At 37.1% G+C, this 26,068-nt stretch carries 24 protein-coding genes; 9 read left to right on the forward strand and 15 right to left on the reverse strand.

The features are described from left to right. Nucleotides 1–14: 14 nt before the first annotated feature. Complete coding sequence (locus EO766_RS14400) at nt 15–1,436, forward strand: RagB/SusD family nutrient uptake outer membrane protein (protein WP_074420443.1); 1,422 nt, start codon at nt 15–17, stop codon at nt 1,434–1,436. Between the two features lie 340 nt (nt 1,437–1,776). On the opposite strand, the gene EO766_RS14405 is transcribed toward EO766_RS14400, so the two are convergent. The 4 genes from EO766_RS14405 to alaS form a co-directional block, all read right to left on the reverse strand. After that, nucleotides 1,777–2,901, reverse strand: a complete 1,125-nt coding sequence (locus EO766_RS14405) for a TlpA disulfide reductase family protein (RefSeq protein ID WP_074420444.1) — start codon at nt 2,899–2,901, stop codon at nt 1,777–1,779. Nucleotides 2,902–2,975: 74 nt separating this feature from the next. Next, a complete protein-coding gene (gene gatB / locus EO766_RS14410; RefSeq protein WP_287101451.1) occupies nt 2,976–4,421 on the reverse strand; it encodes an Asp-tRNA(Asn)/Glu-tRNA(Gln) amidotransferase subunit GatB in 1,446 nt (481 codons plus the stop codon). A gap of 148 nt (nt 4,422–4,569) precedes the next feature. Next, nucleotides 4,570–5,553, reverse strand: a complete 984-nt coding sequence (locus EO766_RS14415; RefSeq protein WP_074420445.1) for a PDZ domain-containing protein — start codon at nt 5,551–5,553, stop codon at nt 4,570–4,572. 163 nt (nt 5,554–5,716) lie between these two features. Next, nucleotides 5,717–8,344: an alanine--tRNA ligase gene (alaS, locus tag EO766_RS14420; protein ID WP_074421132.1), complete on the reverse strand. Its 2,628-nt coding sequence runs from the start codon at nt 8,342–8,344 to the stop codon at nt 5,717–5,719. Between the two features lie 391 nt (nt 8,345–8,735). On the opposite strand from alaS, the gene EO766_RS14425 reads away from it, so the two are divergent. Together EO766_RS14425 and EO766_RS14430 are read left to right on the forward strand one after the other, a co-directional pair. After that, nucleotides 8,736–9,707 (forward strand): M23 family metallopeptidase, encoded by a 972-nt coding sequence (locus tag EO766_RS14425; RefSeq protein WP_068245175.1) that lies wholly within the window; start codon nt 8,736–8,738, stop codon nt 9,705–9,707. A 48-nt stretch (nt 9,708–9,755) separates the two neighbouring features. Beyond that, a complete protein-coding gene (locus EO766_RS14430) occupies nt 9,756–9,983 on the forward strand; it encodes a hypothetical protein (RefSeq protein ID WP_074420576.1) in 228 nt (75 codons plus the stop codon). Nucleotides 9,984–9,988: 5 nt separating this feature from the next. On the opposite strand, the gene EO766_RS14435 is transcribed toward EO766_RS14430, so the two are convergent. Together EO766_RS14435 and EO766_RS14440 are read right to left on the reverse strand one after the other, a co-directional pair. Next, nucleotides 9,989–10,240 (reverse strand): nuclear transport factor 2 family protein, encoded by a 252-nt coding sequence (locus tag EO766_RS14435; protein ID WP_287101456.1) that lies wholly within the window; start codon nt 10,238–10,240, stop codon nt 9,989–9,991. A gap of 13 nt (nt 10,241–10,253) precedes the next feature. Further along, nucleotides 10,254–10,412 (reverse strand): Cif family virulence factor, encoded by a 159-nt coding sequence (locus EO766_RS14440; RefSeq protein ID WP_179853784.1) that lies wholly within the window; start codon nt 10,410–10,412, stop codon nt 10,254–10,256. 128 nt (nt 10,413–10,540) lie between these two features. Between EO766_RS14440 and EO766_RS14445 the strand changes: the two genes are divergently transcribed. The 3 genes from EO766_RS14445 (at nt 10,541) to EO766_RS14455 (ending at nt 12,354) form a co-directional block, all read left to right on the forward strand. Further along, entirely contained in the window at nt 10,541–11,086 is a 546-nt protein-coding gene (locus tag EO766_RS14445; protein ID WP_074420577.1) for an RNA polymerase sigma factor, read from the forward strand. Between the two features lie 38 nt (nt 11,087–11,124). After that, nucleotides 11,125–11,886, forward strand: coding sequence for a hypothetical protein (locus EO766_RS14450; protein ID WP_074421131.1), 762 nt, complete (start codon nt 11,125–11,127; stop codon nt 11,884–11,886). 63 nt (nt 11,887–11,949) lie between these two features. Then, nucleotides 11,950–12,354, forward strand: coding sequence for a hypothetical protein (locus tag EO766_RS14455; RefSeq protein WP_074421130.1), 405 nt, complete (start codon nt 11,950–11,952; stop codon nt 12,352–12,354). A gap of 14 nt (nt 12,355–12,368) precedes the next feature. Here the strand turns inward: EO766_RS14455 and EO766_RS14460 are convergent, their stop codons facing one another. From EO766_RS14460 to purD, 7 genes are all read right to left on the reverse strand, one after another. Continuing rightward, on the reverse strand, nt 12,369–13,118 hold the full coding sequence (locus EO766_RS14460) for an MBL fold metallo-hydrolase (RefSeq protein WP_074421129.1): 750 nt from the start codon (nt 13,116–13,118) through the stop codon (nt 12,369–12,371). 86 nt (nt 13,119–13,204) lie between these two features. Next, entirely contained in the window at nt 13,205–14,560 is a 1,356-nt protein-coding gene (gene rodA, locus EO766_RS14465; RefSeq protein WP_074421128.1) for a rod shape-determining protein RodA, read from the reverse strand. Continuing rightward, the gene (mrdA, locus tag EO766_RS14470) at nt 14,553–16,661 is read right to left on the reverse strand and encodes a penicillin-binding protein 2 (protein WP_074421127.1); all 2,109 of its coding nucleotides are present in this window, start codon (nt 16,659–16,661) and stop codon (nt 14,553–14,555) included. Before mrdA ends, rodA begins: the two co-directional genes overlap by 8 nt. Nucleotides 16,662–16,794: 133 nt before the next feature. Then, the gene (locus EO766_RS14475) at nt 16,795–17,328 is read right to left on the reverse strand and encodes a rod shape-determining protein MreD (RefSeq protein ID WP_074421126.1); all 534 of its coding nucleotides are present in this window, start codon (nt 17,326–17,328) and stop codon (nt 16,795–16,797) included. After that, nucleotides 17,321–18,172, reverse strand: a complete 852-nt coding sequence (mreC, locus tag EO766_RS14480) for a rod shape-determining protein MreC (protein WP_074421125.1) — start codon at nt 18,170–18,172, stop codon at nt 17,321–17,323. Before mreC ends, EO766_RS14475 begins: the two co-directional genes overlap by 8 nt. A gap of 90 nt (nt 18,173–18,262) precedes the next feature. Further along, a complete protein-coding gene (locus EO766_RS14485) occupies nt 18,263–19,288 on the reverse strand; it encodes a rod shape-determining protein (RefSeq protein ID WP_068245144.1) in 1,026 nt (341 codons plus the stop codon). A gap of 235 nt (nt 19,289–19,523) precedes the next feature. After that, complete coding sequence (gene purD / locus EO766_RS14490; protein ID WP_218331281.1) at nt 19,524–20,819, reverse strand: phosphoribosylamine--glycine ligase; 1,296 nt, start codon at nt 20,817–20,819, stop codon at nt 19,524–19,526. Nucleotides 20,820–20,865: 46 nt separating this feature from the next. Here purD and EO766_RS14495 point away from each other — a divergent pair, with 46 nt between their 5' ends. Then, a complete protein-coding gene (locus EO766_RS14495) occupies nt 20,866–21,027 on the forward strand; it encodes a hypothetical protein (RefSeq protein WP_218331280.1) in 162 nt (53 codons plus the stop codon). 15 nt (nt 21,028–21,042) lie between these two features. On the opposite strand, the gene EO766_RS14500 is transcribed toward EO766_RS14495, so the two are convergent. After that, nucleotides 21,043–22,488, reverse strand: coding sequence for a POT family MFS transporter (locus EO766_RS14500; protein ID WP_218331279.1), 1,446 nt, complete (start codon nt 22,486–22,488; stop codon nt 21,043–21,045). A gap of 73 nt (nt 22,489–22,561) precedes the next feature. On the opposite strand from EO766_RS14500, the gene EO766_RS14505 reads away from it, so the two are divergent. Both EO766_RS14505 and EO766_RS14510 read left to right on the forward strand, forming a co-directional pair. Beyond that, nucleotides 22,562–22,975 (forward strand): fatty acid desaturase family protein, encoded by a 414-nt coding sequence (locus EO766_RS14505; RefSeq protein ID WP_218331278.1) that lies wholly within the window; start codon nt 22,562–22,564, stop codon nt 22,973–22,975. Between the two features lie 11 nt (nt 22,976–22,986). Further along, nucleotides 22,987–23,406, forward strand: coding sequence for a fatty acid desaturase (locus EO766_RS14510; protein ID WP_218331277.1), 420 nt, complete (start codon nt 22,987–22,989; stop codon nt 23,404–23,406). 246 nt (nt 23,407–23,652) lie between these two features. Here the strand turns inward: EO766_RS14510 and acs are convergent, their stop codons facing one another. Further along, a complete protein-coding gene (gene acs / locus EO766_RS14515; RefSeq protein ID WP_228733206.1) occupies nt 23,653–25,686 on the reverse strand; it encodes an acetate--CoA ligase in 2,034 nt (677 codons plus the stop codon). Nucleotides 25,687–26,068 lie beyond the last annotated feature (382 nt).

Genomic DNA, 26,068 nt, shown 5'->3' on the forward strand with positions numbered 1-26,068 from the left:
TCAAATAAAAATGTATGAAAAAAATATTTGTTATTTTGTTTATATTTGGTACTATTTTTACGAGTTGTACCAAAGTAATTACAAACCAAACCCCACAAAATGATATAGAAGCATCCAGGCTTAATGATCCTGCGAGTATTCGTGCTGCTTTACTTGGTGCTTATAGTGCATCTTTAAGTGGTAATTATATGGGATTACGTTACTTTATTTTTGCAGATATGTATGCAGATAATATAACGCATGTTGGTACGTTTCCAAGTTTTGCACAGATATTTAACAAATCAATTACTCCGGATAATGTAGAAATTACAAATATGTGGACGCAAATATATGCTGGAATAAATAGATGTAATACTGTTATAGCTGCTGCAACAGCAAATACTGCAACCACTTTTACAGATAAAAATCAAGTTATTGCAGAAGCTAAAGTTTTGCGAGCATATCACTACTTTAATTTGTTACGTTATTGGGGGGGCAATGAAAATGGTTATAATCAGGGGCCAGATGTAAATGGGAAATCTTGGGGAGTTCCTTTAAGAATAAATCCAACTTTAACCGGAAGTGATGCAGCTCCAATAGCAAGATCTTCAGAAGATGATGTGTGGAAACAAATTTTAGCTGATTTAGACCCAACCCAGGTTATAGCCAACCTGGCAGTAACCAATTCAGCCAATAGCAGTTATAACTGGCGAATTGATCAAAAAGCTGCAAATGCTTTATTGTCCAGAGTTGCATTATACAGGGGAGATTGGGCAAATGCTGAAGCAAAAGCAACTGCCGTAATTTCTGTAACAGGTCAGTCATTATTGTCAAATTATGCGTCCTTATATGGCAATATTGGTCCTAAACAAGAGGTTATTTGGACACTTCCATATGACCCAACAAATCAAAATTCAGTTGCTTTCTTCTATTTTACAACTGGTTATGGTGGTAGAAATGAAATTTCTGCCAGCACAGGCTTAAATAATGCGCATGAAATTGGTGATTTAAGAAAGGGCGTAAATTACACAACCGCTGCAAGTGCTGCTATTGCTCCTCCAGCTAAAACGCTTAAATATACACGTGTTTCGACTGGTGATGATTTTATTCCTCAAATTAGATTAGCCGAAATCTATTTAATTCGCGCCGAGGCAAGAGCGCAGCAAGGTAACCTTATTGGAGCTGCCAGCGATTTAAATGTTGTTAGAAATCGTGCTGGTTTACCAAATACTTTGGCTGTTACACAGAGTGATCTTTTAACTGCAATTTTAAATGAACGAAGAGTTGAATTAGCACATGAAGGGCATCGTTTTTTTGATTTAAGAAGATACAAACAATTAGGTATTATTGGAATTAATACTTCCGATCCTAATAGTGCTTTTAAATGTAGATTCCCAATTCCTTTACAAGAAATTTTGAATAGTGGTTCCATAATGGTTCAAAACCCAGGTTATTAATTTGGTTTTTAATTTAATAAAAACAGGCTGCTCCATTATGGGTATGGGTACAGCCTGTTTTTTATTGTATACTTCCTTTTTCTCTATTCTTTAAAAATTTGCCCCATTAATTTGTAAAGGTGCATTAGCTAATTTAAGCAATCTAAAAAAGCACTAAAAAGAGGTTGTATCAAAAGTGATATGCAGCCTCTTTTTTCAGTAAAAGGGGATGGAGAAAAATTTTGTTTATGTAAATCTCAGCTCTTTCATTTTGCTTTTGATACATCCTCTAATGAATATTAGTGCAACCTATTTTAAGAATCTACCTGTTTTTACAATAAGCTGCTTTACAATCATTTTTCTATTTTAACACTTCCGCTAACTTATCCTGCAACGCAGCTCCCCTTAATTCAACGCCAATTATAATACCCTGTGGGTTAACCAATACATTAAATGGTATACCCGTTATTTTATATGAATCAACCACACTACTTTGCCATTGTTTTAAATCGCTTACATGGGTCCAGGTAAGTTTATCCTGATGGATGGCTTTTAACCAGGCTGCTTTGTCATTGTCTAATGATACGCCTAAAACAGTAAAATTTTTATCTTTATACTTGTTAAAAGCAGCAACTACATTGGGATTTTCCTGACGACAGGGGCTGCACCAACTGGCCCAAAAATCTACTAATACATACTTACCTTTAAAACTACTCAATGATACCATTTTACCCGAAGTATCGGCTAATGTAAAATCGGGTGCCGGTTTGTTCATGAGTGCAATTTTTGGATCGGTTGCCATTTGGCCATTGATGATTTCCTGTAAACGCAATAAGCCCGCATTGTCTTTAAATTTTGCTGCAGATGCATCTGTTAATTGTTTGATTGCATCGGGTTGCATGGTTTTAAATGCTTTACCAATTACATAATAGGTGAGAGCCGGACTATTGGATGTTTTAATGGTTTGCTCTAAAAACCCATTAAAATTTTTCAATAAGGTTTCTTTGCGCAAATTAACTGCTGCCAATAATGCACTGTCGGCATGGGGTGTATTTTGTAAAGAATCTGCCTGCAGATAGGCATCGGCCAAAGGCCCAAATTTTGTACTATACTGTTCTAAAAACTGATGTAATGCAGTAGATGCAGCAGAACCATTGGTAGTATAAGCCTTGTAATTATGTGCATCCATTACTACTTTAATATCTTTACTATCATTAATAAATAAAACCTGTGGCCCATTTTCTATTGCCAATAAATAAAGGCCTTCAGTGGTGGCAGTTCCTCTTAATTCAAAATTTCCGTTCGAAGTTAATGTAGTTGAATCAACTACTACGGGTTGTTGTGCACCAAAGGGCAATGCTTCTAATAAAATTTTATTGGAGGGTGCATTTTCAATTTTCCCGCTTATAATAAAAGCTCCGTATTTTTTTTGCTGGCAGGCAAATAGTGTAAAAACCAGTACAATACCTAATACAAATTGTTTCATATATTTTGATTTGTTTTTAAATAAACGCTTTGTTTTGAAATTCTAATTGAATATGCAGCTTGTTTGCTGCAATATTATTTTGCATTTAAAATCTTTTCTAATATTGTGGTAGTTATTTTAGGATCAGCTTTACCCTTGCTTAATTTTTTCACTTCGCCAACAAACAAACCCATTAATCCTTTTTTTCCTTTTTTATATTCGGCAACTTTTTCGGGCATTGCTGTAATAACATGATGTACCCATTCTAAAACTGCATTGTCATCTGAAACCTGAATCAGGTTCATTTTTTCGGCAGTTATTGCCGGATCTGCGTTGGTTGTGATTATTGCGGGTAATAATTTATTGGCAGCGGTTGAAAAATTAAGTTTGCCATCATCTACTAATTGTATGATGCCGGCTAATGTTTTTGGCTGTAGGGTTAATTGACTAAAATCATGGCCTTGTTCATTCAGGTATTGTTTTAAAGGTCCCAGCATCCAATTGGCAATGGCTTTGAAATGGCGGGTATGGGTTGCAGTAGTCTCAAAAAAGGCCGCTGTATGTTTATCGTCACATAACTGATGCGCATCATATACACTTAACCCATATTCATGCTGAAGCTTTTGTTTTAAGGCATTGGGTAAGGCCGGCATTGTTTTTTGAATGACTTCAATAGTAGACTGATTGATAAAAAATGGCACCAGGTCAGGATCCGGAAAATAACGGTAATCATTGGCTTCTTCTTTTTCACGTATCGCAAAGGTGGTATCGTTGTTTGCATCAAAACTTCGGGTTTGCTGAACAATGGGTTTGCCATTTTCTGTTAATGCAATCATACGTTCCACTTCATATTCAATAGCTTTTTTTACATTACGAATAGAGTTTAAATTTTTTACTTCTACCTTGGTGCCCAGTTCTGTTGCACCTTTTAAACGGATAGAAATATTGGCATCGCAGCGCAAACTGCCTTCTTCCATATTCCCATCACAAATATCTAACCAGCGCACTAATTTTCTTATTTCCGTTAAATATTGGAAGGCTTCTTCAGCCGATTGAATACAAGGTTCCGTTACAATTTCAATTAAAGGTGTGCCGGCACGGTTATAATCAATACAGGTAAACCCTTCTACCGCATCGTGAATGCTTTTACCGGCATCCTCTTCAATATGAATTCTGTTTAAATAAATCTTTTTTTCAATGCCTGCAATAAAAATGCTGATATAGCCACCTATGCAAATTGGGGTAGTATGTTGTGATATTTGATAACCTTTGGGCAAATCAGGATAAAAGTAATTTTTACGGGCAAAACAATTCAGGGTTTCAATTGCACAATGACAAGCTAAGCCCATTTTAATGGCATATTCAATAGCTTTTTTATTGATTTTAGGAAGGGTGCCGGGATGTGCCAGTGTAATAGGGTTGATTTGGGTATTGGGATGGCCTCCAAAACGATTGGCATCACCTGAAAATAATTTACTTTGGGTTTGTAATTGTGCGTGTACTTCAAGGCCAATTACGGTTTCATATTTTGAATAATCCATTCGTTAAATTCAATAGTCACTGGATGATTTTACTGCGTAAAGGTATCATTTTATAACATAGGGTAAAAGCAGCTTGTTTAAAATGAAAAAACCACACTAACTTTTTACATTAGTGTGGTGCGCTTGGATTTTCATTGGGGGCAGGCTTTTATAGCGTAGCTTTTTTGATGGTTTTAGGAAACAGGATATTGGTATTGTATTTTTTACCGTTTCGTAAATAAGATAAACTCACCTCATCGCCTTCTTTTTTGTTATTCATTACTTGTTTAATGTCCTCAATGCTTTTCACGGTACTTCCATCAATAGCGATAACAACATCTCCTTTTTGAAGTCCTGCTTTTTCGGCCGGTGAATTGGGATTAACGCTATTAATTTTTACGCCTGCATTATTGTCCATTTCTTCAATTTGTACACCCAGCATCGGTTTTTTATTCATATTTCTGAAATTGAATCCGGGCATGTCAGGCATGGGCGGCATTTGAAGATTAAAATTTTCTTTACCCCATTGATTATCATTGGCTGCCATTTCATTTTTCTGCAATAGTGCTTTTGTGGTGTTAGAGATACCGTTTCTTAAGTAAGCAATGTTAACAGTATCGCCAGGTTTGTATTGGCCAATAGCTTTATATAAATCTTCGCTGTTTTGAATGGGTGTGTTATTTATTTTTTGAATAATATCTCGTGTTTGTAACCCGGCTTTTTCGGCTGCAGTACCTTTTTTTACTTCTTTAATAGCTGCACCTGTTTCGTTTTCAGCTTTTTCGGTAAGCACACCTAATTGGGCTTTATTGTAGATGGGGGCATTCACAACCGGTCCCATTCCTCTAAAAAACTGAACACCACCTCTTGATGCATTGGGGCCAAACATTTGTTCAAATTGTTGTTTAAATTCGGGGAAATTGAAGGCAATGGAGGTTGAATCTGATTGCACTATTTCAACAGTGCCATCTTTCCATTGGTCAACCGGTTTGCCATTTACAGTAATATTTTTTCCATCAATTACGATGGTTGTTTTTTGTTGTGCATTTCCTTTTCTATGAATAATAATATCATCGTTTTGTTTGGTTTGTGCTGCAATACCTGCTGTAATTGCCATTGCCAGCAGGGGCAAAATGATTTGTTTTTTGTTCATACCATTTGTTTTTGAGGTTATACGAAAAGTTTAGTAGTTCAAAAGTAATTCAATTTTTCATTTACGAAAACCTTCGGAAATGTTAAAATCATCAAGGATAAATACAAAAAAACCGGAGCCAAATGCTGCCGGTTATTATGAGTAAAATAAACTTGAATTAGATTTATAAAAGTGCCCGGATGGCTGAAAAAATGGTGTTCAGGTTACTGGCATCTTGTCCGCCAGCAGTTGCCAGCGTTTTTTGTCCGCCACCGCTGCCTTTAATAATGGGTGCAATATGTTGTTTAATGAGTTGGTTGGCATCCCATTTTTTTTCAGTAACCATTGTTTCAGATAATAGCACAGCAACATGTGGTTTGCCAGATATATTTGCAGCCAGTACAACTACATAATTTCCGGTAAGTTGGTTTTTTAATTGAAAGCAAAGTTTTTTCAATATGTCGGGTTGCATTACATTTAACAATTTACCTATAAAATGTGTATGGTTAACGGTATCTGCTTGCTGTAATAGTTGCTCCTGAATTTGTTCTATTTGTTTCAACTCTAAATAGGCTACCTGTTTTTTCAGTAGTGCATTTTCTTCCAAATATTGTTCAATGGCTTTTAACAGGTCTTTGGGGTTTTTTAGTAATGTTTTTGCTTCCTGTAAAGTATGTAATTGTTGTTGCATCCATTGTTCCGCTGCAATACCACAAACAGCTTCAATTCTGCGCACACCTGCAGCTACTGCAGTTTCGTGTTGAATGGCAAAAATTCCCAATTCTCCCGTACTGCCTACATGGGTACCGCCGCACAATTCAACGGAATAGGAGGGGTCAATAATTACCACACGTACCTCATCTCCATATTTTTCACCAAATAAAGCCATAGCGCCCATTTTCAGGGCATCTTCCTTTTTCATGGTTTGAACAACTACCGGAATATTTCCCCTTATTTTTTCATTCACCAAAGCTGTTATATTTTCTAATTCTTTATCAGTAAGCTTTGCGAAATGTGAGAAGTCAAATCGCAAATAGGCTTCATTTACTAAACTGCCTTTTTGTGCTACATGAGTACCCAATACTTTTCTAAGTGCAGCATGCAGCAAATGGGTGGCCGTATGGTGCGCCATGATGGCTTTTCGGCGGGGAATATTAATACTTGCAATAACCGGTTCATTTAACTGAGCGGGTAAAGCTTCTGTAAATTGAATAAATACATTATTTTCTTTACGTGTATCGGTAACAGCAATGGTTTCATTGCCAATGGTAAGCCAACCAGTATCGCCTACCTGGCCACCGCTTTCTGCATAAAATGGGGTAGCGTTTAACACCACCTGGTAAGCTTGTTTTCCCTTTGCGGTAACTTTTCGGTATTGTACAATTTTTGTTTCAATACTTAAGGTGTCATAACCAATAAATTCAGTAAAGGCATTGGGTTGTAGTATTACCCAATCATCTGCATCAATTGTACTGGCAGCTCTCGACCGGTTTTTTTGTAATTGCATTTCGGTTTCAAAGCCTTTATCATCAACCTGCAAATTATTTTCAGCAGCAATGAGTTTGGTTAAATCAATGGGAAAGCCAAATGTATCAAATAATTCAAAGGCACTTTTACCATCAATGATATGTTGCGTTTGCTGTGCCTGTTCTATCAGTTCTTCCATTTTTTTAAGCCCTTTATCTAACGTACGTAAAAAAGCTTCTTCTTCTTCTTTAATTACCTTTGCCACAAAATCAACTTGCTGTTGTAATTCAGGAAATACCTGATTAAATTGTTGTGCTAATGCCGGTATAAGCTGGAACAGTAAAGGTTGTTTGTATTGAAGATACGAGAAATAATAGCGAACGGCTCTACGCAAAATGCGGCGTACTACATAGCCGGCACCGTTGTTGGCCGGCAATTGCCCATCGGCTATGGTAAAGGCAATGGCACGAATATGATCGGCAATTACTCTAAATGCAATATCCTGCTTATTTTGCGTATTCTGGTATTGTTGCTTAGTAATTTGTTCTGTTAATGCAATAGTGAGTGTAAATAAATCAGTATCGTAATTACTGGTTTTATTTTGAATAACACGAACCAGACGTTCCAGCCCCATTCCGGTATCTACATGTTTAGCAGGTAAGGGTTCTAATTTTCCGTTTTTTAAACGGTTATACTGAATAAACACATTATTCCAAATTTCAATAACTTGTGGGTGGTCTTTGTTCACCAGTGTTTTGCCATTAATGGCTATCCGTTCAGCATCTGGTCTACAGTCAATATGTATTTCTGTACAAGGGCCGCAGGGACCGGTATCGCCCATTTCCCAAAAATTATCTTTTTTGTTGCCGGGTAAAATTCTATCCGCGGCAATCCATTTACTCCATTCTATCCGTGCTTCTACATCTTCGGGTAAACCTTCTGCCGTATCGCCTTCAAATATGGTTACATACAATCGGTCTTTATCAATTTTGTAAACCTTGGTTAATAATTCCCAACTCCATGCAATGGCTTCTGTTTTAAAATAATCGCCAAAACTCCAGTTGCCCAGCATTTCAAACATGGTATGGTGGTAGGTATCAACACCTACTTCTTCCAAATCGTTGTGTTTACCGCTTACCCGAAGGCATTTTTGGGTGTCGGCAACCCGAACAGCATTGGGTTGCCGAACGCCTAGGAAAATATCTTTGAATTGATTCATTCCGGCATTGGTAAACATTAAAGTGGGGTCATTTTTTAACACAATAGGTGCCGAGGGTACTATTTTATGCCCTTTTGAAGCAAAAAAATCTAAAAATTGTTGCCTTATTTCTGCCGATGTTAACATGCCTGTTTCAAAATTTTACTAAAAGTTTAGCAATCATTACAATTACCTTTGCCAATTATTTGGCAGCGTTCAAAGGTAAGCAAACCGTATGCTTAAACATACGGTATGCAACTAAAATTTATTCGTTTCAGTTGAATATGTATTTTTTTTCATGAATACAACTGAATTTGGTTTGAATTAAAATATGGCTGTACATCGCTCACTGAAAAAACAGCTGTTGTTTTACTTTGAAATTGGTACCATGCAAAACAAACAAATTATTTGAATACATTTATCATCAAGCTGATGAAACCGAATGAAAATCCAATGTTCTAATGCCATGTGGTTATAACATGGGAAACCGTTAGCTCAAATAGTGGCTTTTTAGCGGTGTTTAAAAACAATCACATTTATGCGAAAAATAAAATATTATTATAATACACATACCCTTCGGTTCGAAAAATTGGAAGTACCTTTGCGGGTTCGAATATTGCAGGTAATTGGTTTTATCGCAGCTTCGCTTGTTACAGGGGTATTGCTGGTATTATTGGTATTTCAATTTGTTGACAGCCCGAAAGAGAAATTACTGCGTCAGCAAAATCGCGATCTTTCTGAAAATTATGCCCTTATACAAGAAAGGGTAAAACAGTTGGAAGTGCAAATGCAGGAACTGGAAGATCGGGATAATAATGTGTACCGTACCATATTTGAATCAACCCCCATACCCGATAGCGCCAGAACCAAGATTATGGAAACCAAAAATGAAATTAAATTATTAGAAGGGCAAACAGAAACCGAATTGGTGAATAACATTAAAAATCAATTGAATAATTTAACCCTTCGGGTGGCTTATCAGGGAAAAAGCTATGCCGATATTGATAACATGATAAAGAATAAGGAGAAGTTGTTATTGGCTATTCCTGCCATTCAGCCGGTAAGCAATAAAAATTTAAATAGAATAGCGAGTGGTTTTGGTTATAGAATTGACCCGGTTTATAAAGTAACCAAGTTTCATGCAGGATTAGATTTTGCTGCACCACTGGGTACGCCTATTTATGCTACTGCAGATGGTGTAGTGCAAACAGCCGGATTTAATACCGGTGGTTATGGTAATGAAGTAATCATTAATCATGGCTATGGTTACCAAACCTTATATGGGCACATGTTTAAAGTAAAAGCCAGGTCGGGCGAAGTGGTAAAGCGGGGTGAAGTGATTGGTTATGTGGGTAGTACCGGCAAAAGTACTGGTCCGCATTGTCATTATGAGGTACATAAAAATGGGAAACCGGTTGATCCTATTTACTATTTTTATAATGATTTAACACCGGCACAATTTGATCGTATTTTAAAATTAGCAGCTACAGCCAACCAAAGTTTAGATTAATATCAACCATTCAGCAACACTGATTGTTAAGCTTTAAATACAATTATATTGGAAGAAGATATCAGGACATTTTTTGTAAAAATCATCAATACCATTGCAGCAATATTACTTTGGCTGTTTGTAAATATTGCAATTGGGTTAAAGTTAAAATTTGCAGAAGTGCAACATCATTTAACTGCTGGCAATATTATATTTTATGTGTGGGTATTGTTGAGTGGTGCATTTGTTTTTTATTACGTTCTAAAAATTTGGAGAAAGAAACATCCGCTCAAATGATTTCATCAGGAACTATGATCGGAAATAATGACCCATTGCCCTTCTATTTTTTTAAACAATAAGGTATAGTAACCTTCGGCATTCCCCACTGTTCTTTCCAAATGCCATTTACCGGTTACATAGCAATAATTGCTAGATAAAGGTTGCAAACGTAAAGTAGGGGAAGTAAAATGGCCCATCTGTGCTTTAGTGGAATAATGTGCTTTATAATTGGCCAAAGTTTTGTTATAACCATATACAGACCCGTTGCTGTCAATAAATTACAAACTGTCATTTTTTCCAATACCCTTGCATAAATGCATCCAAATTGCCATTGTTCCAGGCAACTACTTGTTGTTGTAATATGTTTCGGGTGGCAGCTTCATCTTCAGAAACCTGTGCTGAAAGCCGAAATGGATAAAAACAAAGCAGTATAGCAATTCGCTTCATGTGTATTTGTATTCTAAATTTAGTAATAATGTGAAAATAGTGGTAATATAAACTTTTTGTGCATTAAACTTTTCCATAAAAAAACAGTCTAACCAGCTTTATTTCCGTTTTTTATTTAATTTCCCTGCATGCAAAGCGATGATACCGTATTGTTATATGAGTTTCGGGAACCGGCTACAAAAGAGCGGACATTTACTGCCATTGTAAAAAAATATCAGGAAAAATTATACTGGCACATCCGAAGAATGGTAGTGAATCATGAAGATGCCAACGATGTGTTGCAAAATGTATTTATTAAAGCTTGGAAAGGATTAGAAAATTTTAGGGAAGACAGCCAATTATACACCTGGTTATACCGAATTGCCACCAATGAATGCCTTACTTTTTTGGAGCAACAAAAGAAAAAAGGCACTTTAAGTTTTGATGAAATGGAAAGTGGTTTAAGCAATAAAATTCGGGCAGATGAAAATTTTAACGCCAATCAGTTAGAATGGAAACTGCAGTTGGCCATTCAACAATTGCCTGAAAAACAACGATTGGTGTTTAACCTGCGTTATTTTGATGAAATGCCTTATGAGGAAATGAGTAAAGTATTAGATACCAGCGAGGGCGCTTTGAAGGCGAGCTACCACCATGCCGCTAAAAAAATTGAAGAAGTAATTAAAAACTTATAAACTGTTAAACGATTACTCCAAAAATTAGTCTTTATACCATGATGTTGAGAAGTGAAATGATATTGCAGGAGTTGAAAGAACATTCTCCGGGGTTGATTCAGATACAACCCACGCAGGTTTATACTGTTCCTCATAATTATTTTGAACAGTTTGCAGGCAATTTATTGCTTAAAATTCGTGAAGATGAAGTAGCATCCCTATTTCCCTCTCCCCAAAATCCGTTTGCGGTTCCGAATAATTATTTTAATAAGTTGCCGCATCAAATATTACAACGGATTCAGCAACAGGATAATTCCCAGCAAACAGCTTGGGAAGAATTAGAGGAAGTGGCACCATTGCTCAATCAAATTTCAAAAATGCCAGTTTACAGTGTACCTTCGAAATATTTTGAGCGCACTGATTTTACGCCTGTTCAGGAACAAACTAAGGCAAAAGTGATTGGCTTTAGTAAAACCCGCAAATGGATAACTTATGCAGCGGCGGCTGTTATGTCAGGCATTTTGGTAACCGGTGCATTGTGGAACAATACCATGCTTACTTCATCTATCAATGCTTTTAGTTTGAATAAAGAAATTACGAATGTAAGCGATGAATCCATTCAAAATTATTTGAACAATGATATTACTGCTCCCGCTTATGTGAATGATACCGCCAGTATTGATACAGATGGTACCATGCTGAGTGTGCAGGAAAGTTTACAAAACATTAGTGATGATGAGTTGAAAGGCTATTTAAAGGCAACTGAAGATGTTGCAAACCTGCCGGTAGCTGCTGAAACCAAACAAAAAGTTGGAAGTTAAGCCCTAATCAGATATACGTTTGAAGATCAAATGCTGAATGTTTGAAGCATTAAAAATTTGCAGATGAAAAAAAATTATATATTCCTGGTTGTTTTGTTGTTTTGTGGGCTACAGGTATTTGCACAAACTACCAATAATCGTTTTGTCAATATTCAGGGTTTGAAAATTGCTTACATCACCAAACAGTTGAATTTAAGCAGTGAGGAAGCACAGCAATTTTGGCCTGTTTACTATGATTATTTAGATGCTTTGAAAGAGGCAAGAAAAAATAATCTCAATAATCCCAATATCTTGGCATTGGATGAAGCTATTTTAGAGGTTAAGAAAAATTATTATAACCAATTTAAACAAATATTGGGTACTGATGAAAGGGCCGGTAAAGTATTTCTTTGCGAAAGAAATTTTAGATTGGTTTTAAAGAACGAATTGGAAAAGCGAAGACAAAACCGTTTGCCCAATCAACGTTAAATGTTTCCTGAAGGCTACATTTGATACACTGGTGTTACAATATCGTGGTAGAATAAAAAGGTCCAATTTTGAGCTTTACCTTCCTGCCACCATTGCTGTCTTAATTGCATGGCCTTTTTCCCGTCAAAATCATATTTAGCTATAAACTTACTTTTCATTTGCTGCAATTGTGGGGCATCATCCGCACCAAAAAAAATGGTTTGCGAATTATTTTTTATGCGACAAATTTGGTGAAAAGGGCTATGAGCACCGGTAATTTCATATTCAATTTCGTAACCGATATTATTTGTTAACCTGCCATTGCCATGTAGCCATTGCACTTGCGGATGATGATGCAGCACTTCAATTTCTTCAATCATGTAAGAGGGAAATCCTGTATCCATTGCATAAGCAAATTCTTCTTCCTGAATATAATATACCGCATTAGTAAAGGTAAGGTTATAAAATCCCAGATTGTTTTTTTTACTAATGCCGCCTGCATGGTCTTTATGTAAATGACTCATCCACACTTTTGTAACCTGTTCGGGTTGTATATGTTGGGCTTGTAAATTTTGAATTAACTGCAATGTATTTTGAACCGAAAAGCCCAAACCGGTATCTAATAAAATAATATCTTTTTCCGTAATCACTACAAAAGGCTGCACTTCTACCAATAAACTGCCAATGGGCCTGTTATGTAAATTATCAGCTTCCAGATTAAAAGGAACAAAAATTTTAGATTTATCAATCGTGAAACTCCCTTCCGATAATGGTATTACTTGCATTTAACTTGCATTTAATTGATTAAAAACAAAAAGAAACAGCATTGCTGCTGCTTTCCAATTTTGCAAATATCCCTTCCTTTTTTTAATTAGCGTAAAACCATTTGCCGGTCGGCATCTAATCGGAGCATAATAAAAATTAAGATAGTAAATGTTAGCAGGGAAGATCCACCATAACTAATGAGTGGAAGTGGAATGCCAATAATAGGAAACAAACCAATTGTCATACATACATTTACTACAATATGAAAAAACAGGATGCTGGCAACACTGTAGGCATATACTCTGCTAAAAGTACTTCTTTGTCTTTCAGCAATGTTCACAATACGTATTAGCAGAAATAAATAAATGAGCAAAAAAGTTAAACTGCCTGCCAACCCAAAAGCCTCGCCCAAAGAAGTAAAAATAAAATCGGTATGTTGTTCTGGAACATATTTACCCCGAGTTTGTGTACCCTTCAAAAAACCTTTACCCCAAATACCTCCTGAGCCTATGGCTATTTTACTTTGGCGTACATTATAATCATCGGGTTTTCTGGGAGGCTTATAATTGGCTTTACTGCTATTGGTATGATGGTGGTTTTTACTGCAATCATAATCTTTACCTACCATGCTGTAAATACGTGTACTTTGGTAGCATTGAAAAACATTATTAAAAATATAAGGCACTGCAAAGCGCTGGATGCCTACACTCAATGCCCATAATACAATAATAATACTTAACAGCCTTTTATTGCGTTTCAATTGTTTTCGAACAAAATAAATGGTTAATACGGCTATAACGGTTAATGTCAAAGCAAGGGTATTGGGTTCAATTATTAATGTGGCTATGACCAGCGCTGCAAAAGAAAAACCAAAAATCAGCAAGCCGGGTGGTAGCCCTTCCCGATACATAACAATGAAGAAAGAAAGGTAAACAAGCGCCAGACCGGTTTCGTTTTGAAAAACAGATAATACTGCCGGAGCCAGCGCAAGTGCACCACCAATTAATTGTGATTTTAATTTGGAGAAATCTGTTTCTTGTCGTGATAAATATTTAGCCAATGCAAGTGCTGTAAAAATTTTACACAATTCTGCCGGCTGCAGGTTAAATCCACCGCCAATGGGTATCCAGCTTTTAGAACCATTAATGCTTCTACCTGCTACAAATGTGGCCAGCATTAAAACAATGCCCAATGTATAAGAAAGATTGGCGAATGCAGTATAAATTTTACTATCTGTGAGTAATATAAATATGGCTGCTACCAAACAAACGCCTGCAAAAATCAATTGTTTACTGTAATTGGTTTTGCCACTGATAAACGATGCCAACACATCGGTATTGGGTTTGTATTCTACCATAAAAATGCAGAGTATGCCAATGGCTACCAAAATAAGGTAAATAGCCACAATTACCCAGTCTATACCTGGAGAAATGGTTTGGGTAGAATGATGATTTCTATGCATTGAATCGGAATGTTTTCTTTTTTTTGTGATCAGTCATTAAAATAGCCATTGTAAGTTGCTGCTGTTTTCTCTTATTCGGCTGGTTGGGTAATGAATGATTGGGTTGTTGTTTTACTTCATTGGGGAATAATGCTTCAGTTGTTTCGGTTCCGGAAGAATCTAACAACTGCTCTTGCAGATTTTGTCGGTTCTGTTCTTCTTCTTTTTTTAGTTTGATAGAATCCAAACGATTCATTTCCGCTTTCATTCGGGCTGGTATTAAATTCAGTTTGGCTATTTCTTCTACTTTCAATTTTCTGTCGGGTTCGGGTATTGAGTCTTTTAAATATTGTTCAATCATTAAACTGGCAATTGGGGCGGCAGATTGTGCACCAAATCCTGCATTTTCACACAATACAGCAATGGCAATTTTAGGGTGATTGCGTGGGGCAAAAGCGCCAAAAAAAGCATGATCTTTTTGGGCCACACCATGGTAAAAATTTTGTACGGTACCGGTTTTACCGCATACTACCACACCGGGTACCTGTGCAGCAGCTCCGGTTCCATATTCCATTACACCCTGCATGCCATTTTGTACTGCTTCATAAACACTGTCGGGTATAGCACTGTCGGTTAAGTGTTTTTCTTTAAAGCGGTCTAATAAATAGTCGAATTCTTTTCCTTCAATTGAATCAACCATATGTGGGGTATAATACCAGCCTTTGTTGGCAATGGTGGCCATTACATTGGCCAATTGTAACACGGTTGTGCTTACCTCACCCTGCCCAATGGCATTAGAAATAACATTGCAGGAGTTCCAGTTTTTTCCAAAAATTTTTCTGTAATAAGAAGAGATAGGCAAATTGCCAGGTTGCTCGCCGGGTAAATCAATTCCCAGCCTGTGTCCCAGTCCGAAAGTGTATGCATAGCTGTTAAATATTTTTAAAGCACTGTCTGCTCCACCATACCGTTGTTGGTCTAGTATACGTTTGTACACTGTAGCAAAATAAGTGTTATCACTATGTGCTATGGCCGATGTTAAATTAAAAGTGCCTTTGTCTAAGCATTTAGGACGGCCATTGCCACAACCCCAAAAGGCACCATTACAAACAATGGAGAAGCGTTCATCAATTACACCTTCTGATAAACCAACAATGCCTACCACTGTTTTAAAAGTTGAGCCGGGCGAGTAAGTGGTATAAATAGCGCGGTTTAATAAAGGCAGGCGGGGGTCTTTATATAATTTATTGAAATGCCTGCTGCGTTCACTTCCGGTTAAGTAATTGGGGTCGTAACTGGGTGCACTCACCATGCATAAAATACCCCCTGTATTGGGATCGATAGCTACAATGCTGCCCACTTTGTTGGTCATTAATTTTTCACCCAGTGCCTGTAATTGGGCATCTAAACTGAGGTATAGGTTTTTTCCTGCAACAGCTGCGGTATCAAAAAGCCCATTTTCATACGATCCCTGAATGCGGCTTCGGTTGTCTTTTATATAGCGTTTTATACCTCGTTGACCCATTAATACTTTTTCATAAGTTCGTTCAAGTCCTGTCATACCGGTATAATCGCCCATTTCGTAGCCTTCATCTTTATGTTTGGAAAGAAATGCAGGATTTACTTCAGCTGTATACCCTAAAAAATTAGCGCCAATATGAAAGGGATAAATACGAACCGAACGTTCACTTAATTCAAATCCGGGAAATTTGTAAATGTTTTCATTGAGGCGGGCATATAATTCCTGTGATAGCAAGGGCTCAAAAACACTGGGTCTTACTGAAGTATTTTTAAAAATAATATCCCGCATTCTCCTTTTATATTCAGCTGTATCAATGTCTAATAAATTACATAGCGCCAAGGTATCAATGCCACGGCTTTCGGCAGGTGTAACCACCAAATCAAACATAATACTGTTTTCTAACAGGCTTTTATTTTTTCTATCGAAAATAATACCCCTGTCCGGATAAATCACTTTTCGGTAAATGGCATTATTCTCTGCCTGTAATTTATATTTTTTGGAAAAAACCTGCAGGTTGATTAATTGTGCTGCTATTATGATGAATACAATAGCAAAAATAATTTGTATAACCCTGCTTCTGCTTTGGTTAAATACGGGCATTGTTTTCTAAAATATATCAATAAATAATGAAATGAATATACAAAGATGCACAAAAGCTACAGACAACCGCACAAACTTTTCCAAAAACAAATCATTAAAATATATTTATTGCTTTTTGCAATAAGCAGCAGTTTTATGCAGCGTTTGTTCTGTACTTTGCTTTTCTGAAAAAAAGCATTTCAGTTATAAAAATAAGCAATAAATTAATGGCGGTGGTGCCCAGCACTTTACCCATAAAATACAAAAAATTTCCAAATTGCAACCACTCTATCAATACCAGATAAACATTATGAGTAAGCGTTAGCAACAGCACATAAAGGCTATAAGGTGCCCAACCCATACTTTTAATAGAGGGTTCTAAATAACTTTGTTCTGTAGTTTCTTGTGGAATTAAAATGTTGAGCAAAAATGGTCGGAGATAAGCAATAAGCGTGCAACAAGCGGCATGCAGGCCGGGGGTTTCAGTGAAATAATCTAAACTAATACCAAACAAAAATCCTGTAAAAAGTAGCACTAAGCGGTTGATGGAAAAAGGTAACCAAAGAATAAAAAGAAAATAAACGTATGGTACAATAAACTGATGAATAGGTGGAATACGGTTTAGCACAAATACCTGCACCAAAATAAATAGTACGAAGCGGATAATATTTCGGATGAGGTTACTCATTTTTTAATTTGGCGTTTTCTAAATTGGTTTGTTCGTTAAAATATTTGTTTGCTATAATATATACATATTGTAAAGTATAAAAGTTAGTGGCGGGTTTAACTTTTAAAGTATAAAAGTTAGAGGCTGCTTCATTTTCTGTTCCACTTACTGTCCCAATCATTAAACCTGGTGGGAAGTTAGCAGAATAACTACTGGTAACTACCGTATCTCCTTTATTTACTACTGAACCTTTTGAAATATTGCGTAAGGTTAGCTCGTTGGGGTTATCGCCATCCCATTCAATACTACCAAAGCTATTGTCTTTTTTTAGCATGGCACTTACTTTGCTGTTGCGGTGCAGCAAACTCATAACCCTGCTGTAATTGGGGCTTACATCAATTACTACGCCAACAATACCTTGTGGCCCCATCACCGCCATTCCTTTTTTGATATCCTGATTGGCACCACGTTGTAAGGTGAGATAATTGGTTTGTGAACTAACTGAATTCCCCACCACACGGGCAGGCAGAAAAATATATTTTCTTGTTTTTTGAAGTGAATCAATGCGCAGCGTATCGGTGAAAATTATTTTTGAAGTATCTGGTATTTGGAAATCTGCTTTTAAGCGATTTCTAAGTGCAGCATTTTCTTCTGCCAGTTGCTGATTAATTTTACGAAGCGAGAAATAACTGTTTATATCATTAAACTGTGTATATATTTTTCCAGTTATATCACCTGTAACTGCACCGAAAAAAACTTCATGGGTTTTACTATATTTGGATAGAAATACCATACTGGTTATCTGCAATACAATAAAGCAGATAAATACAAAAAAACGCCTTATAAATAGAAAAATATTTTTCATTTTCTAAAAAGGGAAGCTACTCTAAAAACCTGACAAAGTTATTATCTTGGCATCTGTTTTTAGTAAACTGTAAAGATTTTTTTAATACGGCTATCGCATAATGAAAGGAAAGCGTTGATAATTTTTAAGCGCCAGTCCGGTACCTCTTACCACACTTTTTAATGGGTCATCTGCTACATGTACGGGAAGTTTAATTTTCGCACTCAATCTTTTATCGAGTCCTCTTAAAAGGGCACCTCCACCAGTAAGGTATAAACCTCTCCGGTAAATATCGCCGGCTAATTCAGGAGGTGTGGTTTCCAGTGCTTTTAAAATGGCTTCTTCAATCTTAAAAATACTTTTATCCAAGGCTTCTGCAATTTCCTGATAGCTCACCATAATTTGTTTGGGGATACCTGTTACCAGGTCGCGGCCATTTACGGGCATATCATCGGGTGGATTATCTAAATCTTTCATTGCAGCGCCCACATTTATTTTAATTTGTTCTGCAGTTCTTTCTCCAATTAATAAACTGTGATAGCGGCGTAAGGCTTCCATAATGTCGGCTGTAAACTCATCTCCTGCAATACGAATCGATTGGTCGCAAACAATACCGGCCAAAGCAATTACTGTAATACCGGTGGTACCACCGCCAATATCAATAATCATATTACCTACAGGTTCTTCTACATCAATACCAATACCTAATGCAGCGGCCATTGGTTCGTGAATCATATACACTTCTTTGGCGCCTGCCTGTTCAGCGCTATCGCGTACGGCTCTTTTTTCTACTTCAGTGATGGAAGACGGAATACAAATAACCATCCGCCAGCTGGGTGGGAAAAGCGGTTTTTTAGGATATACCAACTTAATTAATTCCCTTATCATTAATTCGGCAGCATTAAAATCTGCAATTACACCATCTTTCAGGGGTCTTACCGTTCTAATGCTTTCATGGGTTTTTTCGTGCATGAGCAAGGCTTTTTTGCCTACAGCCAGCACTTCTTTCGGATTATTTCTGTTCAAGGCAACAATACTCGGTTCGTTTACCACAATTTCATCGTTGTGAATAATTAAAGTATTCGCTGTGCCCAGGTCGATGGCAATTTCCTGGGTTAAAAAATTAAAAACTCCCATGTAAATGATGATTCTCTAAAGATGAATAAATTAGTTGCAAAGGTGTATGAAAAATAGCTAACTATCAAAGCCAATTATATTTTTATTGAAACTGAATATAATTTGTAAGTGAATATTTTGTTTGCCGGCCACATGCAGTTATCGATGAACCCATAATTGACTTAGATATTCTGTAACTCTAACGCAAAAACTATTTTTTTATTGGCTCTGAACATTCGAATAATCGTGCCAGAGTTTATAAAAATTCGTAACCAATATCATTTCTGTAATACATTCCATCAAACGAAATAGCAGATAATGTTTGTTTGGAAAGCCTTACTGCTTCCTGCAGTAGAGGGGCTAATGCTGTTACTGCCAAAACCCTACCCCCGCTGGTAACAATTTGGTTGTTATCTAAACAGGTGCCTGCATGAAATACCATTACATCTGCTCTTTTAGGCATTGTATCCAAACCATGAATGGGTTTGTTTTTTTCATAGGCTTCCGGATAACCGCCACTAACGGCAACAATGGTAGCTGCAGCGCGTTCATCTACATTAATATTTACATCGGCTAATGTGCCATTGTGCATAGCTGCAAACAGGGCTACCAAATCGGTTTGTAACCTGGGTATTACTACTTCAGTTTCCGGATCGCCCATACGGCAATTGTATTCAATTACATAGGGTTTATTACCAACTTTCATTAATCCAAAGAAAATAAAGCCGTTGTATTCCAATTGTTCTTCCTGTAATCCTTTTATAGTGGGCTGAATAATGGTGGTTTCTACTTCTTGCATAAATGCATCATTGGCAAACGGAACCGGACTAATACAGCCCATGCCGCCGGTGTTTAAACCGGTATCACCTTCTCCAATTCTTTTATAATCTTTTGCATGGCCAATTATCTGATAATCTGTGCCATTGGTTAATACAAAAACACTCAGCTCAATACCGGTCAAAAATTCCTCTATTACAACTTTTTTTGAGGCTTCTCCAAATTGCGCATGTTGAATCATGTTTTCGTAAACAGAGAGAGCTGTTGCATGGTCTTCGCAAATTACAACACCCTTTCCGGCAGCCAGTCCATCGGCTTTTAATACAATGGGTAAGCTATGTTGTTGAATATATGCTTTACCTGCTTCAAAGTTGGTTGCAGTAAAACTGGCGTATGCAGCAGTTGGAATGTTGTGCCTTTGCATAAACAGTTTTGAAAATGCTTTGCTACCCTCAAGTTGTGCTGCATTTTTGGAAGGGCCTACTAAAATACCATCCCAGTATTTGATTCCTTCCTTATTGGTTTCCTGCATAAAATCGTAGATCCCGTTTACCAAAGGTTCTTCGGGGCCAACCACCAGCAAGCCTATTGTTTGTTCTACACAAAAATTTCTGATACTGTTAAAATCGTTGAGGGATAAAGATACATTAGAGCCGTATTGTTGTGTACCTGTATTGCCGGGTGCAATAAATAAAGCATCGCAATGATAACTTTCCGATAATTTTTTGGCCAGTGCGTGTTCACGACCTCCGCTACCTAAAAGAAGTATTTTCATTAGAATTTGTTTGTTGATATGATGCGAATCAGTTCAATGGTTTTTGATGAAAAAAACAGAAAAACCGGCAGATTGGGGTTTATTAAAAAATGTAACCTGTTTTCCGGATGGCTGCGAAATTAGCGCCTTATTTTTAACTGAAAATATTAGTTTGGGTATTGGAAGGCATAAAATAAAAAGCAGTACTTCAAACAGACTGCTTTTTTAATGTTATTGAGTTGGGTTACCCTGCTGAAGCTGCATCTTCCAAAACATAGTTTTTTTCGGGCAGCATTTTGGCTATTAACATATATACAATCAAAAACCCTGATAAAATTGCCACAAATAACCAAAAATAACTGGCACCTGTAAATTTGGCAAAAATACCTCCGCTTGCAATGCTGCTGTTTACAAATGCAGTGAATAAATTACCTACGGCAACAGTTAATAACCAAATAGCACTCATGGTACTTTTCATTGATTTGGGTGAGTTGGTATAAGCGTACTCCAATCCGGTGATAGAAACCATTACTTCCGATGCAGAAAGTATGGCATAGGCCAAAATTTGCCACCAAACACTGGGGTACCCGCCATGATCAATAGCTGTTTGAATGAGCGCTATAATAATAAATGATGCACCGGTTAAAAATAAACCTGCCCCAATTTTTCTGAGTGGTGTTACCTTAATACCCAGTTTTTCAACCAATGGATAAATGCCATAAGTAAAAATGGGTATCATCATTAATAGAAATAACGGATTTACTGTTTGTATTTGTTCGGGTAAAAAGGTTTTACCAAAAATATTGAGGTTTAATTTTGTTGCTTGTAAAACCCATTCTGAAAGGCTTTGGTCCCACATAGCCCAAAATATGGGTACAAAAGCAAATACCATTAACACCCGGTTTACTGCCTTCACGCCATCAATCGACTCGGCACTGTATTTTTCACCTACTGCTTCCCAAATGGTTTTGCCATTGCGATTACTGAATGCTTTCATTATGTAATACGCCATAATAAACACATAATTTTCTTTTTTAATGCCGGAAGGAGGTACCCTTACATAGTATTTACGGCCTAACCAGAAAATAAGTGTTGCCAGCAACATTAATAAACCCGGTACGCCAAAGGCAACAGATGGGCCAAAAGATTTATACAATACAGGAATGAGCATGGTAGAAAATACAGAACCGGCATTAATACTAAAATAAAACCATCCATACACTTTACTCATCAGGCTTTGGTTCGATTTATCGAACTGATCGCCTACATTGGCCGATACACATGATTTAATACCGCCGGCAGCAACAGCTATAATGACTAATCCGGTACTAAACAATGGAAGGCTATGGGTAGATAAGGCCAGCGTTAAATTACCTATGGAATATAAAATAGATACATAAAAAATAACTAAGTATTTACCAAAAAACCAATCTGCAATAATGCCACCCACTAATGGCATTACATAAGCCAATGAAACAAAAATATGGGTTTGTTCATTGCTTTTGGCTTCAGCAATAGCAGTAAGTACCGGATTGTGTGTGGGGTTAAAAAATTGTGCAACCAGAAAAGTTGCCAAAATAGACCGGATGCCATAAAAACTAAATCGTTCTGCAGCCTCGTTGCCAATGATGAATGGAACGGCTTTGGGCATACGTGGCTTAGGTGCAATCGTTTCTTTTAATTCACTCATAATGCATTTTTAAAGTTTTAAAGATATTGGAATTATGTATTTCTGTTTCAAAAAATTGTAAATTAATGGTGGAATGTTGCACTGGTTAAAATTTACTACCTCATTTATATTGTTTTTACTGGCTTATATGGCATTTACGCATACAGGCTGGTGGTGCCTGACTGCACTGATATATGCCTGGCTGCTGATTCCGCTTATTGAATTATTAAGCAGCCCAGATATCACGAATCTTTCAGAGTCGGAGGAAAAGGCTGCAAAAAATGATTTTCATTATGATGCGGTTTTGTATGTGGCAGTAGTGTTGCATATTTTATTATTCATTGTTTTTTTAGGTAGTATGCAAACAATAGGATTGCCTTTTACCACTGTTATAGCTCGAATTGCAACCATGGGCTTATTATGCAGCACATTTGGTATTAATATGGCGCATGAGTTGGGGCATTGGCAAAAAAAGTATGAACAGCACTGGCAAAAATTGCTCTGTTAACCAGTTTGTATATGCATTTTTTTATAGAGCATAACCATGGGCACCATAAATGGGTGGCAACACCAAAAGATCCGAGTAGTGCGCCTTTGCATTTATCGGTATATGGTTTCTGGGTTAGAAGTGTAACCGGCACATATCAAAATGCCTGGAGAATAGCCAATAAAAGTATTCAGCAACAAGGCCTCCCTGTTGTGCATTACAGGAATGAAATGATACAAATGCAATTCATTCAAATAATATGGATGGCAGGCATTTGGTATTGGATAGACTGGTTAATTACCTGTTATTATATAGCAGCCACAGTAATTGGGTTTTTGTTGTTAGAAACCGTGAATTATATTGAACATTATGGATTGCAGCGAAAAAAATGGCTGATGATAAATATGAACGAGTTATGCCCCGGCATAGTTGGAACAGCAACCATGTTATAGGGCACTTAATGTTGTTTGAATTAAGCAGGCATAGTGTTATTATTATTGGGCATCCAGAAAATATCAGTTATTAAGGCATCAGCCAACATTGCCGCAAATGCCTACCGGCTATCCTGGCATGATGATGCTGAATTTTTTCCCACTTTGGTTTTATATGTGCATCGGCAAATGGCTTGATGCCTTCATAAAGAATACTGCCTGGTTGAACGGTGTTAAAGACGTTTTCGTTTTGTTTTGAAACGCAGATTATAATTTTCCTCTTTTTATTTCATCTACAACACCAGGATCTAATAATGTAGTGGTATCGCCCAAATTCTCGGTTTCGCCTTCGGCAATTTTTCTGAGAATGCGGCGCATAATTTTACCACTTCTGGTTTTCGGTAAGCCACTTACAAACTGAATTTTATCTGGTTTGGCAATGGCACCAATAATGCGGGTAACGGTTTGCAAAATATCTTTTCTTACCAAATCGCCGGTGCCATGTGTATCCTGACCATGTGAACCTTGATAAATGACAAAAGCATAAATGCCTTGCCCTTTTACATCATGTGGGTAACCTACCACGGCACTCTCTACCACGCCGGCATGCATGTTAATGGCATTTTCTACTTCAGCAGTACCAATTCGGTGCCCGCTTACGTTGAGTACATCATCCACTCTTCCGGTGATGCGATACATACCTTCTTTGTTTCGCATAGCACCATCACCGGTAAAATACATGCCGGGGTAAGTGGCAAAATAATTGGTTCGACAACGTTCATGATCGCCATAAGTGGTTCTTAAAATACCAGGCCAGGGTGCTTTAATACAAAGATTGCCTGATACAGTTGCGGCATCACCCTGTTCAATTTCTTTACCATTTTCATCTACTAAAGTCATTTGCACACCAGGTAATGGCAAGGTAGCCCATCCGGGTTTGGATGGTGTAATACCGGCAATGTTTGAAATTAAAATACCTCCGGTTTCTGTTTGCCACCAGGTATCAACAATGGGGCATTTTCTCTTTCCAATATGTTCATGATACCAATGCCAGGCTTCTTCGTTAATGGGTTCACCAACCGTACCCAATACCTGTAACGAAGATAGGTTTTTGCCTGCCAGCGGCCCTAAACCAAAACCCATTAAACTTCTGATGGCAGTAGGTGCGGTGTACAAAATATTTACTTTGTATTTGTCTACAATATCCCAAAAACGACCGGCATCGGGCCAGGTAGGTATGCCTTCAAACATTAGCGTGGTGGCACCGGCAGATAATGGTCCGTAAACAATGTAGCTATGCCCGGTAATCCAGCCAATATCTGCCGTGCAAAAATGTATTTGTCCCGGTTGGTATTGAAAAACATTTACAAAACTGTAATTGGTGTATACCATGTATCCGCCACAGGTATGCACAACACCTTTTGGTTTGCCGGTTGAGCCGGAAGTGTATAAAATAAATAAGGGGTCTTCTGCATCCATTTCTTCGGCTACAAAATCTGTTAGCCCCAAGGTTTCTATTTTTTTAATTTCCTCTTCCCACCAAACATCACGCCCTTTTATCATAGAAACCGGTGTTCTCGTGCGTGTACAAACAATTACCCTTTGTACGGTTTTATTGCCAATTAAAGCATCATCAATTACACTTTTTAAAGGAATGTCTTTGGCACCTCTAAAAGCGCCGTCGCAGGTAATAATGTAAGTTGCTTTTGCGTCTTCTAACCGGTCGGAAATACTTTGGGCCGAAAAGCCACCAAATATTACTGAATGTATGGCGCCAATTCGGGCACAGGCTAAAACTGCAATGGCTAATTCAGGAATCATGCCCATGTAAATACAAACCCTATCACCTTTTTTAACGCCATTATTTTTGAGTACATGCGCAAATAAACAAACTTTTTCATGCAATTTTTTATAGGTAAGTACCCGGTGGTGTTCGTCAGGGTCATTGGGTTCCCAAATAATGGCCGGCATATTGCCCATTTTTTCTAAATGTCGGTCTAAACAGTTTTCTGTAATATTGAGTTTGCCGCCTTTAAACCATTCAATTTTTGGTTCTGTAAAATTCCACTCTAAAGTTTTATCCCACTTTTTACGCCAGGTAAAATTTTCTGCAATGTTATTCCAGAAAGCTTCCGGATTTTCAACACTGTTTTTGTAATCGGATTGATACTGTGCTACAGTTTTAATTTGATAAGGATACGACATGGCAATCAATGTTTTGGCAATAAAATTAAGATTATTGGTTGGCATGCAGTGATGGGCATGTTGTTTTTTGTTGCAAAATGCAAAGGTTTGCGCCATAATGGTAACATGGTTTTCTGCTTTCCATCATTTTTTAGGATAGTTTAATTTAAATGGTAAGCATCAAAAATAAACACAAGTCTGTCTTTGCATTATTATTTCAGGACAAGACACAATATGTTTCGTAGCTGTCGGGTATTTTTCTTTTAACATTTTCTATTCATTGCAAAATAATTTTAATGAAGTAAAAGTGATTGCCCAAAAACAATTCAAATTTATTTTGCTCAATTTCCCTGTTGAGATTGGTGTGGTAATCTGGTTTAGGTTCTACAAACCATCGATTTAATAGCCAATGTTATTTCAATTACTTTCTGTTTGAACAGATGAAAATATGAGGTTATTTTATGTTTTTATTGCAATCTGCTTAGGTTTAAAGTAGTAC

The organism is Hydrotalea sp. AMD (assembly GCF_004100315.1).
GTDB lineage: Bacteria > Bacteroidota > Bacteroidia > Chitinophagales > Chitinophagaceae > Hydrotalea > Hydrotalea flava.